This is a genomic window from Streptomyces lanatus, assembly GCF_014655715.1.
Lineage (GTDB): Bacteria > Actinomycetota > Actinomycetes > Streptomycetales > Streptomycetaceae > Streptomyces > Streptomyces lanatus.
Window position 1 is genome coordinate 195215 of record NZ_BNBM01000010.1, and the last position, 17696, is coordinate 212910.

The following is a 17696-nucleotide window of genomic DNA, read 5'->3' on the forward strand; positions in this document are numbered from 1 at the left end:
CTCGTCCTGAGTGCTTACTTGGCGGCGTGAGCCAGTTCGGCGGCCTTGTCGGCCGCGCCGTCCATGGTGTCGACGCGCTGGACCAGCGGGTGGTTGGCGTCGGTGAGGATCTGCCGGCCGAGCTCGGCGTTGTTGCCGTCGAGGCGGACGACGAGCGGCTTCGAGACGTTCTCGCCACGGTCCTCAAGCAGCTGCAGGGCCTGGACGATGCCGTTGGCGACCTCGTCGCAGGCGGTGATGCCACCGAAGACGTTGACGAAGACGGACTTGACGTCCGGGTCGCCGAGGATGATCTCCAGGCCGTTGGCCATCACCTGGGCGGAGGCGCCACCGCCGATGTCCAGGAAGTTGGCCGGCTTGACGCCACCGTGGTTCTCACCGGCGTAGGCGACGACGTCGAGGGTCGACATGACCAGACCGGCACCGTTACCGATGATGCCGACCTCACCGTCGAGCTTGACGTAGTTGAGGTTCTTCTCCTTGGCGGCGGCCTCGAGCGGGTTGGCCGCGGCCTTGTCGTGCAGCTCGTCCCAGTCGTGACGGAACTCGGCGTTGTCGTCGAGCGACACCTTGCCGTCCAGGGCGATGACGTCACCGGAGGCGACCTTCGCGAGCGGGTTGACCTCGACGAGGAGGGCGTCCGACTTGATGAAGGTGTCCCACAGCGTGACAAGGACGTTCACGACCCTGTCGGCGACCTCGGCCGGGAACTTCGCGGCCTCGACGATCTCGCGGGCCTTGGCCTCGTCCACACCGTCGATCGCGTCGATCGCGATCTTCGCGACGGCGTCCGGGCGGGTGGCCGCCACCTCCTCGATCTCCATGCCGCCCTCGACGGAGGCGATGGAGAGGAAGGTGCGGTTGGCGCGGTCGAGGAGGAAGGAGACGTAGTACTCCTCCAGGATCTCCGGGGCCGTCTCGGCGATCATCACCTTGTGGACCGTGTGGCCCTTGATGTCCATGCCGAGGATGTCGGTCGCCCGGGCGACCGCCTCGTCCGCGGTCGCGGCGAGCTTCACGCCACCGGCCTTGCCACGGCCGCCGACCTTCACCTGGGCCTTGACGACGGACTTGCCACCGAGGCGCTCAGTGGCTGCGCGGGCCGCCTCAGGCGTGTCGATGACTTCACCGGCCAGCACCGGTACATCGTGCTTGGCGAAGAGGTCCCTCGCCTGGTACTCGAACAGGTCCACGCGCTTCCGTCCCTATCAGTGATCTCGCGGTTCGTTGGATGCGTGGGCGTGCCGCGAGGGCAACGTGACGTCCGCCGTCTGTCACAGGGGAGGCGCACACGGTGTCCGAGCGCGCGGCATGTCCGTATCGCAGGCTATCGCTGCTTGCGGGGGGCCTCTAAATCGCGGGTCACACCTGAGCGGTGATACCTGTCACATGATGCCGGGAACTGGGGGGATCACTGGCACGGGGTGCCGAATGTGAGGTTCCGGGAACCTGTCGGGACAGGACCTCACCGGGCTGGGGTTGACCCGGTGAGGTCCCTTGAACAGCCCGAAGGGGCACGAATGGGCCGCCCCTGTGGGCCATGGGCCGGTGCTCCCCACCCCAATGGGGAGCACCGGCCCGTCCGCGGGGTTCCGTCCGGACGGACCGACGGTTTTCGGCCGTCCGGGGGCGTCTGCCCTGCGGAGTCGTCGGTGGCGGATCAGACGCGGTACGCGCCGCCCCGCCAGTCCTGCTGCAGGTCCTGGTGCAGGTCCTGCGCGTAACCCGGGGTGACCGACCCGGCGACGTCGTGAACGCCGGTGACGGCGTGGCCGGCCAGCGGACCGGCCGAGCCCTGGACTGTTCCGTTCAGGTCGTCGGCGAAGGGCGCGACCTGCCCGGCCACCCCGTACGCGAAGGGACCGACCTCACCGACGACACCGCCCGCGAACGGCCGGACGTCATCCGTGACGCCGTACGCCAGATGGGTGGCGCTGCCTCCGACGCCGTCCACGACCGGCCGGACGGTGTCCACGACCTCGTCGACGACGGGCCACACCGCACCGGTGACCCCGTAGGCGAACGGCGGCACCTGCTCGGCGACACCCTCGGCGAAGGGAACGGCCTGCCCGGGCACCCCGTGCGCCAGGGGGCCGACCTCACCGACGACACCCCCCGCGAACGGCTGGACATCGCCGACCACGCCATACGCCAGCCCACCCGCGTCCCCGACCGCCTGCCCGGCAACCGGCACGACACCGTGCACGGCCGCGTCCGCGACGGGCGGCAGGACGGATCCGGTCCCATCCGCGCCGACATGGCCGACGAGGCCCGTGGCGTACGGCGGCACGTCAGCGACAGCACCCGAGGCGACGGGCAGGACTTGGGCGACGGTGCCGTGGGCCGCGTGGTCCACGTCGGCGAAGGTGCCGTGGGCCGCGTGGTCCACGTCGGCGACAGCGCTGTACGCGGTTCCATGTACGTCGGCGACAGCGCTGTGCGCGGTCCAGTGAACGCCCTGGACGGCTCCACCGGCGACCGGCTGAACCCCCGCGACGGCGCCGGAGGCCACCGGCTGGGCCTCGGCGACGACGCCGTACGCCAGCGCGCTCGCGGCGCCGACCGTGTAGCCGGCGGTCTGGGCGACCCCGCCCACGGCACCCTGGGCGACCGGGACCACGCCGTCCACCGCACCCTGGGCGACCGGAATCACGCCATCCACCGTCTGCCCGACGACAGGCTGGACACCGGCCACGGCACCGCCGGCCACCGACTGGACGCTGTCCACGGCGTTCCCGGCGACCGGGGTCACCCCGCCCACGGTGCCGGTGGCGGCGGGGACGACGCCCCCGACGGCCCGGCCGGCGACCGGGGTCACGCCGTGCACGGCCTCGGTGGCGACCGGCGGGACGACCGCGTCGGCGGTCTGCTCGACGACCGGGGTGACTGTGCCGGGGATCGTGCCGACCGTGCCGACGACCCGCTGCTCCACGCCGCCCACCGTGCCGGTGACGTGGCTCGGGACGGCGGCGACGGAGGCCTCGGCGGCCGCGGTGACGGCGGTGGCCCGGCCGGTGGCGAGGGCCTGGGCGTTCGTCGCCGTGTGCGCGGTCCTGCCGTCGACGTGGGCGACGGCGCCGTGCGCGACATCCCCCACACCCGCCCCGGTACGCCCCGCACCGGCCACGGCGTACTGCGCCTTCGTCCGCACGACGCCCTCGACGCCCTGCACCTGCGAGCGCGCCGCGGCCTGCGTCCCCTGCAACTTGGTCTGCGCGGCGGCGAGCGCCTGCTCCAGTTCGGGGGCGAATGCGGCGAGGGGGCCGAAGAGGTAGTCGACGGGGTCGGGACGCTCCGGGGCGCGGGGGGTGTCATGAGCGTCCACGGCACCCGGGACACCCGGGGCGTTCTCGACGTGCCGAGTCGTGTGCCTGACGTCGGCCCCGGCATGGGCCACGACCTTGTCCGCGCGGGCGGCCTTCGCGCCCTGGATGGCCTGGGTGGCGGAGGGGACGGTGACCTTGGCGTCGACGTAGCGGCGGGCCTGGTCGACGGTCGTCACGGGCGCCGACTGAGCCGTACCGGCGGTGTCGGTGACCGTGTCGTCGGCCTCGGCCGTGGCACCTGCGGTGGCTCCGGAGACGGTGTCCGTCACCCCGGAGACGACGCCGTTGACGGTGTCGGTGACGCCGCCGAGCAGGCCGGAGGCATCGGCGCTGTCGGCCGTGTCGGTGGCCTGGTCGGGTGCGGAGAGGGTGGAGGCGGGCAGTTCGTCCGCGCTGGCGGCGGCCGAACCGAGCGCCCACGCGCCGGTGACACCGGCGGCTATGACGATCGAACGGCGGATGTTCTTGTTCATACGTGCGTCGGATCCCTAGATCTTGGGGCTCCGAAGACCCCCGGAGTATCGGAGAAGGAAAACTCCGGGGCTTCGGACGGTTTGGGGACATTCCGGCGCCGTTCCGGTCGCGGTCCGGGGAGTTGAGGACCGCGGGCCGGGAAACGGCCCCGTGGCTTCCATCCGGGGGATGTCCGATGTCCGGGGACACCAGGGACATCCGGGAATTGGGGAGTGTCCGGACGGACGGGCAGACCTGTTGGCCGAAGGCCTACTGCCCTATGCGGGGGAAACCGGAATGTCCCGGTGCCTGTCCTTGATCTCGTCCGCTTCGACTCGCACGGCGGCACCGGGCGTCAGCCCCAACGCCACCCTCCGGCTCAACGAGACCGCCTGCGCGTCCCCGTGCCGCGGCGAACCACTGTCACCCGCCGCATGACTGCCCAGCACACCACCCGGGTGATCGGCCGGCGCCTGGTGAACGGGGGCATGACCGGACGGCCCCATACCGTGCCCAACGGCGACCGCCGGGGCATGGGCCACGGCGACGTCGGCGCCGAGGTGGGGGCCGTATCCGAGAGGTATTTCCTTGCCGGTACGTCCCTTGGCGGCGGGTCCGTCACTGGCCCCGGGCGTGTCCGACCCCGGCTGCGGCGTCCCGGTGACGGGAGCCGGCAACGTATTCCCCGGCAGCACCGGGAGCCCGGCCCCCGGAAGGTCCGGGACGTCAGGAAGAGCGGGCAGCTCGAACCCCGGCCAGCCCGGCCAACTCGGCGACTCGGGCGCTGCCGGCAGCACAGGCAACACCGCCAGCGGCGGCACCTTCGCCCGCACATCGGCCAGCCCCTCGGCGAGCCCCTGGGTCACCGTCCGCACCACATCACCGACCGGCCGCACCACTTGGGCACCGACGGGGGTGAGGGGTTGAGGATGCCGGGGCTCCCTGTCATCCGCCACGGGATGCCGACGATCCGAGCCCTGAGGAACCGTCGCCTCGACAGACGGCACCCCCGACTCATCGCGCACACCGGGCTTGACCGGCTTGGCGGGCTCAACGGGCGTGGTGGGCTTAACGGGCGTGGGAGCGTGCTCAACGGGCGTGGCGGGCTTGGCCTGCGTGGCGGGCTTGGTGCGCGGGCTCAGCAGCCCCTCGACCACACCCTCCGTACGCTCCGCGCCCTCGGTCGCGCCGGTCGCGGCCGAAGCCCCCGCCGACTCCACCGATCCCACGGACGACCCCACCGACAACCCGTCCGCCGCATACGCCCGCTCCCCGCAGAGCAACCCGATCGCGAAGAGACCACCCACCACCAGCGCCAGTCGCAGCGCACGCCGCCCAGCCGCGACGCGCAGGACGCGCACGGCGGCACCGGGCAAGGTGGCTGGCCAGGTCAAGACGGAGTGGTCCTCCCGTGCGACGGAACGAGGTGGGCGAAGAAGCAGACGAACGCGGTACGGATGGGCGGCGCCACGGCGCACCGCTGAGGAGAGTTCGATCCTTGCACGCCCCTCCTGCGGTCGCGCAAGCCCCCCGCTACCGATGGGCACTCATGTCCGTTTTGCTGGCCGAAGTCGGTCGTCACCACGTCGACAAATCACCGGTATTTCCTCGCCATTCGCACGGCCCCTCACCCCGCGTCCGGCACCGGAATCGGCCGCTTCTCGATGGCCGCCGCCATCACCTCCGGGAACAGATCGGGCGTACAGGCGAAGGCCGGTGCCCCCAGCGCGGCGAGCGCGGCGGCATGGTCCCGGTCGTACGCCGGCGCCCCCTCGTCCGACAGCGCCAGCAGCGCCACGAACTGCACCCCCGATGCCTTCATCGCGGCCACCCGCTTGAGCATCTCGTTCCGTATCCCTCCCTCGTACAGGTCGCTGATCAGCACGACCACCGTCTCCGCGGGCCGGGTGATCTGCGACTGGCAGTAGGCGAGCGCCCGATTGATGTCCGTGCCGCCGCCGAGCTGTGTGCCGAACAGGACGTCGACCGGATCGTCGAGCTGGTCGGTGAGATCGACGACCGATGTGTCGAAGACGACGAGCCGTGTGTCGATGGACCGCATGGACGCCAGCACGGCCCCGAACACCGACGCGTACACCACCGACGCCGCCATCGACCCCGACTGGTCGATGCAGAGGACGACTTCCTTCTTCACCGACTGCGAGGCCCGCCCGTACCCGATGAGCCGCTCCGGCACGATCGTGCGGTACTCCGGCAGATAGTGCTTGAGGTTGGCCGCGATGGTGCGGTTCCAGTCGATGTCGTGGTGGCGCGGCCGGTTGATCCGGGCACTGCGGTCGAGGGCGCCGGTGAGGGTGGCCCGGGTGCGGGTGGCGAGCCGCTTCTCCAGGTCCTCGACGACCTTGCGCACGACGGCACGCGCCGTCTCCTTCGTGCCCTCCGGCATCGCCTTGTTGAGCGAGAGCAGTGTGCCGACGAGATGGACGTCCGCTTCCACGGCCTCCAGCATCTCCGGCTCCAGCAACAGCGTGTTCAGCCCGAGCCGGTCGATGGCGTCCCGCTGCATGACCTGGACGACGGAGGACGGGAAGTACGTCCGGATGTCCCCGAGCCACCGCGCAACGGACGGCGCCGAGGCCCCGAGTCCCGCCGAACGGTCCTTGCCCGACCGCGACTTGTCCCCCTTTCCGTACAGCGAGGTCAACGCCCCGTCCATCGCCGCGTCCTTCCCGGAGAGCGCGCACCCGGTGCCGTCGGCGTCTTCCCCGCCCAGCACCATCCGCCAGCGCCGCAGCCGCTCCCCGGCCTGGTCCATCGCCTCGGTCGTCATCGGCACACTCCTTCGCGAGGCCGCTCCCACAGCGGCAGCACCGGCACGGTCGTCGTCAGCGGCCGGCCGCCCTGCGCCGCCGCGAACCCGTACGGCTGCTGCCTCCCGCAGCCCACCGCCACTGCCCGCTCCCCCGGCTCCGTCACCACATCGGTCGTCATCCCGTCGCCCCCACAAGGTCGTTGTCCCCGGGGCCGCCGTCGGCGCCCCCGCCCGTCTCCACCTGGTCCAGCCCCAGCAGCAGCCGCACCACCGGCACCACGGCGTCCGCCCGCCCGACATCGAACTCGGCCGCGAATCCGGGTATCCCGGATCCCCCGATCCCCGCGCCGCCCCGCTCCCCCGGCCCACGCCGGACCAGTTCCCCCAGGGTCCGCCGCACCCCCGGCTCATACGCCGAGAAGGTCCGCCGCAGCAGCGGCAGCACATCCGTGAACGCCTCCGCCGACACCCCCGTCAGCCATGCGTCGACCAACCCGAGCAGCCGCTCGTCGTGCACGAGCAGCATCCCGCCGCCCGATCCGCCCCCGACGAACCCCTCGATCCACGCGGCCGCGTCCGCCGGAGGCGTGCCCGGCGACAACGCGAGCCCCATCAGCCGCGCCGCCTCGTCCTGCGCCGCCTCCCCGTCGTCCAGCAGCAGCCGCACGCCCCGGCCCCTGATGACACCGGGCACGCGGTCCCGCACGGACAACACCCGAAGCACCCCGTGCCAACGCTCACGCAGATCACCGTGCCCGGGTGTGGCGGCGGGGTTTCCGGGGGCGTCCTGCCCGGGTGCGGCCCCCGTATCCACCGCCTCGCCCAGCATCCCCACCGCCCCGTGCACCGCGTCCACATGGCGCCGCATCTCGTCCGCCGCGTCCGCGTCTAGCGAGGCACAGGCCGGGGGCAGGCCGACGAAGACGCGCTCGGCGAGCCCCGCGGCGACCTCCGCGAGCGCCCCGATGTCCGTGCCGCGCACATCGCCGTACCGCTGGGAGCGGACCAGCGCGGGCAGTGCCTGGGCGAGGTGGCCGACGTCGGCGTCGAGGGCGGCCCGGTCGGCGAGGATCCGCATCACCGTGGGCAGGGCGTCCGGCAGTTCGGCGAGCAGGCAGCGCTCGGCGAGGGCGGTGACGTCGGAGAGGCCCTGCGCGGCCACGGCGTCCCCCTCCGCCTTGGCGGTCGCCGCCGCGTACACGGTGGTCCCCCACACCCCGGCCTCCGCGACCCGCACGGACAGCTCGGGCTCCCACCGCAGCCGCCATGTCTCCCGGAACGTGCCCGTGCTCCCCCGCGACGCGACCGGCTCGCCCCACTCCACGCGGAGCAGCCGCAGCCGGTGCAGCAGCCTGCTCCGCTCGGCGTCGTTCTCCTTGCGCAGATCGAGCTCCAACTCCCGCTCCAGCGCCTCCGGTTTGATCCGCAGCCGACGCTGGATCCGGTCGAGGTCCCGCTGCAACGGCACCGCCGGCGCCGACCGCGGCACCTCCCCCAGTACGTCCCCGACGACCAGCCGGTCGTGCACGAGCGCCAACGGCACGTCCGAGCCGTCGCACATCACCGCCCGCACCGCGTCGGTCGTCTCGCTCAGCCCCGGCAACGGGCGCCCGCGCATCGCCGCGAGCGTCTCCGCCAGCCGTACCGCCTCGATGACATGCGCCGAGGACACGATCCGGTCCTCGTCCCGCAGCAGCCCGGCCACCTTGGTCAGCCACCGCTCGACGGGCCGGTCCGGCGCGCCGAACAGATGCCCGTACCACCCCGGCGAGTCGATCCCCGCCCCGTACCCGCTGACCCGCGCCAGCCTGCGATGCGTCCATGGCACCCAGGTCATGTCGGCCTTGACCTTGGCCAGCCCCTTCAGCAGCGCCTTGTCGGCGGCCACGGTGCTCTTCTGCCGCAGCGCGGGCACATGCCACGCCCCGCACACCACGGCCACCTCGTCGCCGAACTCCCGCTGCGCGGCCCGCACCTGAAGCCTCATATGGGCCTCACGGACGAGATCCCGCTCATGTCCCCCGCTGCCATACGCCTCCCGCAGCGCCCCCATGGCCTCTTCGAGCCCGAGAAACGGCGCGAACGCGTCCCCGTCTCCCACTCCCCGGTGCTCGACGACGTCCTCCCACCACCGCTCGGGATCGTCATAACCGGCGACCTCGGCAAGGACGGCGAGGGGATCGACCCGGACATCGACAGGCGACCCACTCGCCTCGGCCCCACCCGCATCGAGCCGGCCCTCGTCCTCCTTCCCCCAGGCCAGCGTGTGCGTGGCAGGCAGGTCGATGAAGCGGGCCGGGACGTGGTGTTCCACGGCCCAGCGGATCGCGACCCATTCCGGGGAGAACTCGGCCAGCGGCCAGAAGGCCGAGCGGCCGGGCTCGTCCACGGCGTGGGCGAGGAGGGCGACCGGTGGCCGCATGGCCTCGTCACCGGCGAGCGGGACCAGGGCATCGGCCTCGGGCGGCCCCTCGATCAGCACGGTCCGCGGCCTGGCCGAGTCCAACGCCGCCCGCACGGCCCGCGCCGACCCGGGCCCGTGGTGCCGCACGCCGAGCAGCAGCGGCCCCGAGGCCCGCACCGCCGGTGCGGGTACGGATGCGGATGCGGATGCGGATGCGGATGCGGATGCGATCACGCTGTCCGTCCCCTCCGCGGGCCCCTCGCCCGCCACCTGGACGCCCGCCTCCGGGCCGCCGCTCCCCGTCCTGTCCATCCCCGTCACCCCGACCACCGTCCCCCTCGAACCCGACTGACCCGATCCCGACTGACCCGATCCCGACTGTTTCGATCCCGACCGTCCGCTGCCACCGTCGATCACGCCGCCGCCCTCACCCCGAGGTCATGGCGCCTCGACCACAGAGCCACCGGACTTCGATCCACCGCTCGGGCGGCCCCACCCCAGGTCGTCCTCGTCGTTCACGCGCTCACCTCTCGGCAGGCGCGGTAGAAGTCCGTCCAGCCGTCCCGCTCGCGCACGACCGCCTCCAGGTACTCCTGCCAGACGACGCGGTCGGCCGCCGGGTCGCGGACGACGGCGCCGAGGATGCCCGCGGCGATGTCGCCGGGCCGCAGCACTCCGTCGCCGAAGTGGGCGGCCAGCGCGAGGCCGCTGGTGACCACGGAGATCGCCTCCGCCGTCGACAGCGTGCCGCTCGGCGACTTCAGCTTCGTACGGCCGTCGGAGGTGACCCCGTCGCGCAGCTCACGGAAGACGGTGACGACCCGGCGGATCTCGTCGATGCCCTCCGGAACGGCAGGCAGGTCGAGGGAGCGGCCGATCTGGTCGACGCGGCGGGAGACGATGTCCACCTCGGCCTCGACACTCGCCGGCAGCGGCAGCACGACCGTGTTGAAGCGGCGGCGCAGAGCGCTGGAGAGATCGTTGACACCCCGGTCGCGGTCGTTGGCCGTGGCGATGAGGTTGAACCCCCGGACCGCCTGCACCTCCTGCCCCAACTCCGGTATCGGCAGCGTCTTCTCCGACAGGATCGTGATCAGCGTGTCCTGCACGTCCGCCGGGATACGGGTCAGCTCCTCCACCCGCGCCGTCATTCCCTCCGCCATGGCCCGCATGACCGGGCTGGGCACCAGGGCGTCCCGGCTCGGGCCGTTGGCCAGCAATTGCGCGTAGTTCCAGCCGTACCGGATCGCCTCCTCCGGTGTGCCGGCGGTGCCCTGCACCAGCAGCGTCGAGTCGCCGCTGACCGCTGCGGCCAGATGCTCGGACACCCAGGTCTTGGCGGTGCCGGGCACTCCCAGCAGAAGCAGGGCGCGGTCGGTGGCGAGCGTGGTGACGGCGACCTCGACGATGCGGCGCGGGCCCACGTACTTCGGTGTGATCACCGTGCCGTCCGGCAGCGTGCCGCCGAGCAGATAGGTGGCCACGGCCCACGGCGACAGCTTCCAGCGGGCCGGTCGCGGCCGGTCGTCCTGCGCCGCCAGCGCCGCGAGTTCCTCGGCGAAGGCGTCCTCGGCATGCGGCCGCAACGCCTCGGTCGATTCCGTCCCGTCCGTCTCGACGGGCTTCGGTGCTACGGAAACAGACATGGCAAAGTCCCCCTCCAGCTCGGCCGGTTCAGCCGTTTCGGATCTGGCACCAACCGTGCACCACGCCACTGACAACGCGTTCCGACCTGCGCAAACGGCAAAACGGGACCGCTCGCCGGACCGATTGTCAGTGGTGGGATCTACCTTCGATGACATGACTCAGCAGGGGGTGCGCTGGACTGCGGATCAGGTGCTGGCACTGGCGCCTGACGCAGCGTCACGCAAAGCGGGAAGCAAACTCGGTGCGGCGGGGCCGTGGTCCGAGTCGGGGAGTGCGGACGAAGGGACGGTGTGGGGGCTGTGCAAGGGAAGTGGCAGCAAGCCGTATCAGACGGTCATCGACATCGCGGACGCGGCCGGGCCCGCGTACAAGTGCAGTTGCCCCAGCCGTAAGTTCCCGTGCAAACACGCGCTCGGGCTGCTGCTGCTCTGGGCCGGCGGCGACGGCGCGGTGCCGCCGGGGCAGCCGCCGGACTGGGCGGAGCAGTGGATAAAGGGGAGAAGGCAGCGCGCCGAGGAGAAGCGGACGGCGGGCGCGTCCGGTTCCGCGCCGGGCTCCGCCGATCCGGAGGCGGCACGGCGCAGGGCCGAGCGCCGGGCGGTGCGGGTCACCGCGGGGGCCACGGAGCTGGAGCAGCGTCTGACGGACCTGCTGCGCGGCGGTCTGGCCGGTGCGGAACAGGCGGGGTACGGACTGTGGGAGGAGACGGCGGCCCGCATGGTCGACGCCCAGGCCCCCGGACTGGCCGCGCGGGTACAGGAGTTGGGGGCGATTCCGGCCTCCGGACCCGGCTGGCCGCTGCGCCTGCTGGAGGAGTGCGCCCTGCTCCATCTCCTCGACCAGGGCTGGCTGCGCCGCGAGGCACTGCCCGACGGCCTGGCGGACACGGTCCGCTCCCGCATCGGCCTGCCCGCCTCGGCGGACGGCCCGCCCCTGCGGGACCGCTGGCTGGTCCTCGCCCAGTACGACACGGCCGACGTGAAACTGACGACCCGCCGGATCTGGCTGCACGGCGCCGACTCGGGCCGCACCGCGCTGCTCCTCTCCTACGGCGCCGCGGGCCGCGCTCCCGAGCTGACGCTACCGGTGGGCCTGGCCCTTGAGGCGGAGCTGACGGCATACCCGGGCGCTGGCCAATTGCGCGCGTCCCTGGGCGAACAGTTCGCACCGCCCGCTCCGGCGGCGATACGCCCACCGGGCATAACGACGACCGAGGCGACCGCCCGCTACGGCGAGGCCCTCCGCGACGATCCATGGCTGGACTCCGTCCCGGTGACCCTGGACCGGGTCATACCCACCCCGGACGGCGACTCATGGCAGCTCGCGGACACCGACACGGACACGGCCCTGCCGCTCACCCCGGCCGCCCGCGCCCGTCCGGGCCTGTGGCGTCTGGTCGCCCTGTCGGGCGGCGCACCGGTGAAGGTGTTCGGCGAATGCGGCCACCGCGGCTTCACGCCGCTGACGGCCTGGCCGCGGGGCACGGGCGAGGCCGTACAGCTGTATTGAGCAGCCGCTGTATTGAGCAGCCGCTGCATTGACCAGCTTCGCCTCGCCCCAGCCCCCCCCCCCCGCACGAAGACAGAACAGAGAGGAACGACCCCATGAACAGTCCCTCCGTTCCCGTGGATCCACCGGCGCAGGACGCCTGGGAGGAACTCGTCACAGCGGCGCTGCTGGGGACGGACCGCCGTACACCCCCGGGCTCCGCGCCGGGCCGGGAGGCGCCGGCGGCGTTGCTGGACGCGGCGGCCGTGGAGACCGTACGGCGGCGGGCCGGGCTGCGTCCGGCGCTGGCGGCGCAGCGTCCGGAGCCGGCCCCGGAAGACACGCGACCGGCGCTGCCCCTGGCGGCGGCCCGGCGGATGGCGATGCTGCTGGCCGACCGTCCGGGCATGGCCGGCGGCGCCCGCAGGGGCACCTCACCCGACCTCGTGGAGCTGTTGCCCGAGTGGCTCGCGAGGGCGAACGACCGGGGTTTCGCGCCACCTCCCGAGGCACTGCCCGCCCTGCTGGACGCGGCGCGGGGGCGTACGGATCTGCGCCCGGCGGCGCTGACGTTCGCGGGCCCGCGTGCGGTGTGGCTCGCCCGGCTGAACCCGGACTGGCGCTTCGCCCTGCGCGCGACCCCGGGCGGCGGCGCGGCACTGCCGCATCTCGACGACCCGGCCGAGATCCAACAGCTGTGGCAGGAGGGCCTGTTCGCGGAGCGGGTCGCCCTGCTCGCCGCGATACGCGCGCGTGAGCCCGAAGCCGCGCGCGAGCTGCTGAGCACGACCTGGGCGACGGAGCGTGCCGAGGACCGGCTGATGTTCCTCGACTCGCTACGCATGGGGCTCGGCCCGCGGGACGAGCAGTTCCTGGAGCAGGCGCTGGCCGACCGGAGCCGCAATGTCCGGGCGACGGCGGCGGAGCTGCTGTCGGCGCTGCCGGGTTCGGCGCTGGCGGCGCGGATGGCGGTGCGGGCCGGGGCCTGTGTGGCGCTGGATCACACGGGGGACGGACCGGCCATCGGCGTCGAGGCACCGCACGAGTGCGACGCGCCCATGGAGCGCGACGGTGTGGTGGCCAAGGCTCCGGCGGGTCGGGGTGAACGGTCGTGGTGGTTCGGCCAGTTGGTGGAGGCGGCACCGCTCGGCAGCTGGCCGGGGCGGCTGGGCGGGCGTACGCCTCGGGAGATCGTGGCGTTGCCGGTGAGGGACGACTGGCAGGCCGAGCTGCATGCCGCGTGGTGCCGTGCGGCGGTACGGCAGCGGGACGCCGAGTGGGCCAGGGCACTGCTCGGTTCGCCCTCGGCCCCGGAGGCCGGTGGTCCGGGAGCGGTGTCGCTGGCCGAGCGGGCGAAGCTCCTGGGCACGCTGGGCTCGGCCGAGCGGGCCGAGTGGGTCGCCGGGTTCATCGCGACACACGGTCTGTCGGAGGCGTTTCAGCTGCTCGGAGTGTGCGCGGTGCCGTGGGCCGCGCCGCTCGGGCGGGCGGTGGTGGACGCGCTCAACATCGCGCGGGACGCGGGGAGTTATCCATGGAGTTTCAGCGGAGTGATGGGCCTGGCCGAGCGCTGTCTCGACCCGGCGGAGGCGAGCCGCCTCGACGGACTGCTCGCGGTACCGGACGAGCCGGAGGACGCCTCGCCCGGCGCGGGCGGGTACTGGGCGGAGGCGTTCCAACGGCTGGTGACGACACTGCGCCTGCGGGCGGCCATGCTCAGCGAACTGGAATCAGCCGCCCCCACACAGGCCGACGACACCCACCCGCACCTAACAACGACCTAGGCCCCCGCCGGCTGACGCACGTTCTCCCGCACCCAGTCCACGATCGACTGCGTGGTGGCCCCCGGCGTGAAGATCTCCGCGACGCCCTTCTCCTTCAGCGGGGCGATGTCGTCCTCGGGGATGATCCCGCCGCCGAAGACGAGGATGTCCTCCGCGTCGCGTTCCTTGAGGAGGTCGATCACCGCGGCGAAGAGGGTGTTGTGGGCCCCGGAGAGGATGGACAGGCCGATCGCGTCGGCGTCCTCCTGGATCGCGGTGTCGACGATCTGCTCGGGAGTCTGATGGAGGCCGGTGTAGATGACCTCCATACCGGCGTCGCGCAGCGCCCGCGCGATCACCTTGGCCCCGCGATCGTGGCCGTCGAGTCCCGGCTTGGCCACCACCACGCGGATCGGACCGGCTGCCACACCCATCACTGCCTCCATGAAGCGACTAGATCCATCCGTACCGAAAAGCACCGCTCATTTATGAGTTATGCCGCAGTCACGGCACATGTCATACATGGTGCGTGTATCGCACTCTCCGCTGCTCATCGCACCGGACGGGCCGTCGCGGCACGGACGCCCCGGGCCACGCCGCCCGGAGAAGTGAACGAACGTTATCGCCAGCATCCCGCAACCGGCAGTTTCGCGGTGCAGAGCGAGGGGGAAATCACACGGTGGGACACGTTCGCCGCGCACCGTTCCACATCACTGCGGCACACGGGCCGCAGAAGTCTGCGGTGCACGCGTCGCAGCGGGACCAAGCGCAACGGGAGCCGCAACGAGGTCGCCGCACCACCGCGCCGCCGGGCCGCGCGACGGGGAGGTGCGGCGCATCGACGGTGGCACGAAGGGCACGTAGGGCAGGTAAGGCACGACAGCGGGGAAGCCTCGTCGCCACACCGGCAGGGAGCCCCGTCAGGTCATCGGCGCACCTCGGCCACCAGGGCCGGTTCACACACCGCGCGCCTCGCCCGCCCCACGCGCCCTCCTCATGCCCCCGCCGATACCTCGGCCGCGACCTCCCACGAGGGCACACGGGGGCCGGAGCCGTCCTCCCGCGTGCCACAAGGAGGTCGGCCATGAAGGTCACCGGGGCAGCACTCCCCTTTCTCCCTCTCTACCGGCGTCTGCTCCCGAGCAGGCTCGCCGGCCTCTCCCTGGCCCTGCTGAAGGCGACCGCCCTGGAGCTCGCGATCCTGGCCGGACACCTGCTCCTCTACCCCTCCGGCATCACCCAGGAGCGCCGGACCACCCCCGCGCTCCCCCCGCCGGACGCCGCCCGGCTGCCGACGGAGACCAAACCCCCCGTCGTCCTGCTGCACGGCTTCATCGACAACCGCTCGGTCTTCGTCCTGCTGCGCCGCAGCCTCGCCCAGCACGGCAGGCACCAGGTCGAGTCGCTCAACTACTCGCCGCTGACCTGCGACATCCGCACCGCCGCCGAGCTGCTGGGCCGGCACATCGAGGGGATCTGCGAGCGCACCGGCAGCACCCAGGTCGACATCGTCGGACACAGCCTCGGCGGGCTGATAGCGCGCTATTACGTGCAGCGCCTCGGCGGCGACCTCAGGGTCCGCACCCTTGTCACGCTCGGCACACCGCACTCCGGCACCCGAGTCGTCCCGCTGGCCAACGCGCACCCCATCGTGCGCCAGATGCGCCCGGGCTCACCGATCCTGGAGGAGCTGTCCCGCCCCGCACCCGGCTGCCGTACGCACTTCGTGAGCTTCTGGAGCGATCTCGACCATCTGATGGACCCGCTGGAGACGGCCTGTATCGACCACCCCGACCTGTTGGCGCAGAACGTCCGCGTGAGCGGCGTCGGCCATCTCGCCCTGCCGGTCCACCCCGCCGTGGCCACCGGAATACGGCAGGCCCTCGACGCCACCGGCACGGGAGCCGAGCCCGCGGCCGGGACCGCCGCCAAGGCCGACGGCCTGACAGTGGCGTAACACCCCCGCCCGCACTCGACCGCGCACACTCGACACACAGCGCCCGGACAGCCGGACGACGTCGCCCGACGTCGTTCAGCATCGAACAATCTTCGAACACAAGGCCAAAGTCGCGCCCGCAGTCCGCCAAAACACGGCCGAATGCCCGTTTCCTTCGGGCGCGAAACCTGCCGAAGATTGTCGTGCCCGCGTACCGCCGGGTACAGTCACCGCACTGCTCTGGCAGCCCCTGTTGTCGAGGCGAGAGAGAAGTTGGTGAACGATCGTCACCCGTCGGGGACCATGACGTCTCCGACCCCGGCTTCCGACGCCGCCTCGGCGCACTACGCGTCGTACGGCACTCAGGAAGCCCACTACGGTGACTCCACCACGTACGCCGCCTACGACGCCAACGGTTTTGCCACCGCCGGGCATGTCGACCACGCCGCGCCGACCTTCGACGCGGACCCCCTCTTCGGGAGCCTCCCCGGGCAGAGCACCGGCGCGTACGACTCCACGCAGTGGTCGACGGGCAGTCACCAGACCGTGAACTACGACGCGTACGCGGCCCAGCACCACGCCGGGTACGACAGCGGCGCGTACGACACCACGGCCTGGACCGGTGACCACGAGCGACTCGCCTTCGTCCCGCAGCAGGCCAACGGCCATGACGCCTCCGGGCAGTGGGACGCGAACGCCTGGCTCCAGCCGGACCAGTCCGGGGTGCCGACTGACCAGACCCAGCACTGGGAATGGGGCACGCAGGCCTTCGACACCGGGGCCTACGACGCCACGCAGTGGAACTCCGACGGCGGCACCGCGCACACGACCGGCGACTACGAGCAGTCAGCAGAATCCTTCGACCAGCAGGCGACCGCGCACTTCGAGCAGATCGAGCACGGCAACCCCGCGGCCTACGACGACCCGGCGGGCTACGACGACCCGACGGCCTACGCCGGTCCCGCCGACTACGACAACCCGGGCCAGCACGAAGCCGAGTTGACCGGCACCGGCGACTACCCCGCCGAGACGCCCGCCCCGCTCCTCGACGGCCAGGAGGAGTCCGCCCCGGCTCCCTCCCCGCGCGCCGCCTCCCGCAGCGGGTCGCGCTCCCGCCGCCGTACGCCCCCCAAGCGCTCCGCGCTGCTGACGATCGCCGTGCCCTCGGCGTGTGTGATGGGCGTCGCCGGGATCGCCGCCGCCTCCGTCGGCGGTCTGACCGACGACAAGGACGCGTCCACGCTGGCCTCCGAGGGCGAGGCCGTGAAGCCGTCCACGGCGAACAACAAGCTGGACACCCAGCTGGAGAGCCTCTCCGCCGGCGCCGACGACTTCGCCGACCGGGCCAGCCGTACGCAGGAGCGCATCGACCTCAAGGCGCAGCAGGCGGCCGAGAAGCGCAAGGCCGCCGAGGAGGCTGCCCGCAAGGAGCGGCTGCGCCCGAAGTTCGCGGTCCCCGTCGCCCAGCACGGGCTCAGCGCCTACTTCGGTCAGTCCGGCATCAACTGGATGTCCGTGCACACCGGTATCGACTTCCCGGTCTCGTACGGCACCACGGTGATGTCCGCGACCGACGGCACCGTCCGCACACAGTGGAACAGCGCCTACGGCAACATGATGATCGTGACCGCGAAGGACGGCACGGAGACGTGGTACTGCCACCTCTCCAGCTACCGCGTCGCCTCCGGTACGACGGTCAAGGCCGGCGACCCGATCGCGTACTCCGGCAACTCGGGCAACTCGACCGGCCCGCACCTGCACTTCGAGGTCCGCCCGGGCGGCGGCTCGGCGATAGACCCGCTGTCCTGGCTGCGCAGCCACGGCCTCGACCCCTCGTAAGCGACACCGCTCGCCTGCTACGCGCCCCCGCCCGCCGAAAGCGGCAGCGGGGGCGCACTTGTCGGTG

General features: G+C 72.4%; 12 protein-coding genes. 4 read left to right on the top strand and 8 right to left on the bottom strand.

Annotated features, from left to right (window positions below):
• Nucleotides 1-14: 14 nt before the first annotated feature.
• From sucC to IE325_RS26150, 7 genes are all read right to left on the bottom strand, one after another.
• The gene (gene sucC, locus IE325_RS26120) at nt 15-1193 is read right to left on the bottom strand and encodes an ADP-forming succinate--CoA ligase subunit beta (RefSeq protein WP_190072493.1); all 1179 of its coding nucleotides are present in this window, start codon (nt 1191-1193) and stop codon (nt 15-17) included.
• Nucleotides 1194-1660: 467 nt separating this feature from the next.
• A complete protein-coding gene (locus IE325_RS46220) occupies nt 1661-3799 on the bottom strand; it encodes a hypothetical protein (protein ID WP_229912037.1) in 2139 nt (712 codons plus the stop codon).
• Between the two features lie 258 nt (nt 3800-4057).
• Nucleotides 4058-5173, bottom strand: a complete 1116-nt coding sequence (locus tag IE325_RS46685) for a hypothetical protein (RefSeq protein ID WP_190072494.1) — start codon at nt 5171-5173, stop codon at nt 4058-4060.
• 233 nt (nt 5174-5406) lie between these two features.
• Nucleotides 5407-6570 carry a VWA domain-containing protein gene (locus IE325_RS26135; RefSeq protein ID WP_190072495.1) on the bottom strand — a complete coding sequence of 388 codons (1164 nt, stop codon included), beginning with the start codon at nt 6568-6570 and terminating at the stop codon, nt 5407-5409.
• The gene (locus IE325_RS26140; RefSeq protein WP_190072496.1) at nt 6567-6731 is read right to left on the bottom strand and encodes a hypothetical protein; all 165 of its coding nucleotides are present in this window, start codon (nt 6729-6731) and stop codon (nt 6567-6569) included. Before IE325_RS26140 ends, IE325_RS26135 begins: the two co-directional genes overlap by 4 nt.
• The gene (locus IE325_RS26145) at nt 6728-9268 is read right to left on the bottom strand and encodes a DUF5682 family protein (RefSeq protein WP_229912039.1); all 2541 of its coding nucleotides are present in this window, start codon (nt 9266-9268) and stop codon (nt 6728-6730) included. The genes IE325_RS26140 and IE325_RS26145 overlap by 4 nt, the downstream gene beginning before the upstream one ends.
• A gap of 203 nt (nt 9269-9471) precedes the next feature.
• The gene (locus IE325_RS26150) at nt 9472-10602 is read right to left on the bottom strand and encodes an ATP-binding protein (RefSeq protein ID WP_190072497.1); all 1131 of its coding nucleotides are present in this window, start codon (nt 10600-10602) and stop codon (nt 9472-9474) included.
• 154 nt (nt 10603-10756) lie between these two features.
• Here IE325_RS26150 and IE325_RS26155 point away from each other — a divergent pair, with 154 nt between their 5' ends.
• On the top strand, nt 10757-12112 hold the full coding sequence (locus IE325_RS26155) for an SWIM zinc finger family protein (RefSeq protein ID WP_190072498.1): 1356 nt from the start codon (nt 10757-10759) through the stop codon (nt 12110-12112).
• A gap of 95 nt (nt 12113-12207) precedes the next feature.
• Nucleotides 12208-13875, top strand: a complete 1668-nt coding sequence (locus IE325_RS26160; RefSeq protein WP_190072499.1) for a DUF5691 domain-containing protein — start codon at nt 12208-12210, stop codon at nt 13873-13875.
• On the opposite strand, the gene icmB is transcribed toward IE325_RS26160, so the two are convergent.
• Nucleotides 13872-14288: a coenzyme B12-dependent isobutyryl CoA mutase small subunit gene (icmB, locus tag IE325_RS26165; RefSeq protein WP_190072500.1), complete on the bottom strand. Its 417-nt coding sequence runs from the start codon at nt 14286-14288 to the stop codon at nt 13872-13874. The genes IE325_RS26160 and icmB overlap by 4 nt on opposite strands.
• Nucleotides 14289-14938: 650 nt before the next feature.
• Here icmB and IE325_RS26170 point away from each other — a divergent pair.
• Complete coding sequence (locus IE325_RS26170) at nt 14939-15811, top strand: lipase family alpha/beta hydrolase (protein WP_190072501.1); 873 nt, start codon at nt 14939-14941, stop codon at nt 15809-15811.
• 282 nt (nt 15812-16093) lie between these two features.
• Nucleotides 16094-17629 (top strand): M23 family metallopeptidase, encoded by a 1536-nt coding sequence (locus IE325_RS26175; protein ID WP_229912040.1) that lies wholly within the window; start codon nt 16094-16096, stop codon nt 17627-17629.
• The last annotated feature ends 67 nt before the right edge of the window (nt 17630-17696 follow it).